The 1,056-nt window shown below is 31.2% G+C and carries 2 protein-coding genes; both read right to left on the reverse strand.

What is annotated here, in order from left to right; translation table 11 throughout:
- Positions 1–61: 61 nt before the first annotated feature.
- Complete coding sequence (locus IAI56_RS15730) at positions 62–520, reverse strand: MarR family winged helix-turn-helix transcriptional regulator (RefSeq protein WP_094484770.1); 459 nt, start codon at positions 518–520, stop codon at positions 62–64.
- A 7-nt stretch (positions 521–527) separates the two neighbouring features.
- Positions 528–944: an SRPBCC family protein gene (locus IAI56_RS15735; protein ID WP_094484769.1), complete on the reverse strand. Its 417-nt coding sequence runs from the start codon at positions 942–944 to the stop codon at positions 528–530.
- Between the last annotated feature and the right edge of the window lie 112 nt (positions 945–1,056).

A 1,056-nucleotide genomic window follows, 5' to 3' on the forward strand; every position in this document is an offset into this window, starting at 1 on the left:
ACTTTTTATAAATATTTTAAAATTTTAGTTTTTTATTGAGGTTGTGCAACAGTTACCCGTGTTATGTGCCGTTTTTATTGTCAAGTAGTTTTATTAGTTTGTTATTAAAGTCTTTTGTTTCGTTGTCAAGTGAGCCGAAAAATTGTTTGTCAAATTGTTCAACTGTTTTGATTGCTTGTTTAATATTTTTTAGTCCATTTTCTGTTAGTCCAACTGTTTTGGCTCTTGTGTCTGTTTCGTGTTCTTGTCGTTTAATAAGTCCTTTTGTTTGCAAAGTTCTCAAAACAGTTGAAGTTGTCATTGGGTCAATTTTGGTATGGTTGGATAATAAAATTTGTGTTACATTTTGTTTGTCTAATGTCAGCCAATGAATACTTGCTAGTAGAACAAATTTAGAATGTGTTAATTCATATTTCTCTAATGCTTTTTTGATTTCACGTTGCCACAAGTTTGTTACTTGCCATAATAAAAAACCTGTACTTTCTTCGGTTATTTCAAAACTAAAATCTGTTTTTGCCATTTTGTGTTTAGTTTTTTTCTGCAATTTTAATTAGTTTTTCAACTGCAATAGGAAGTCCACTTTTAATTTTACTTCCAATTATTTTTGAAAACAAAAAAGTCATAAAACCTGTCATTACAACTTTATGTGTAATTTCAAGCCCGTCTTTGGTTTCTGTCATAGTATGGATAAAGTCCATTTTGCAAAGTGGTAAAAAACTTCTGTCTGTAAATGATTTGAATTTAGTGCATTCAGTCATTTCAAATTTTGTTTTTGGTCCACCTGCTGGTTTCAAAATTCCTTTTGTCCCTGTCTGAAATTGTCCAAATAGTTCAGAGGTCTCAACTTCTGCATCCCAAACATTCCAATTAGGAACATCTGCCCAAAGTTTCCAAATTTGTTCTTTTGTCGCTGTCGTTTTACGACTCACTTCTGTTGTCCACATACTAAAATATTTTGTTTGACGAAATTGTCGGTGCAAATATAATAAGTGGACATATAATAAGCAAATTTATTTTTATTGGTTTGGGGTGTCTCTGTAAAATGGCACATAACGG

It is taken from the genome of Flavobacterium macrobrachii, assembly GCF_014486675.1.
GTDB classification, from domain to species: Bacteria; Bacteroidota; Bacteroidia; order Flavobacteriales; family Flavobacteriaceae; genus Flavobacterium; species Flavobacterium macrobrachii.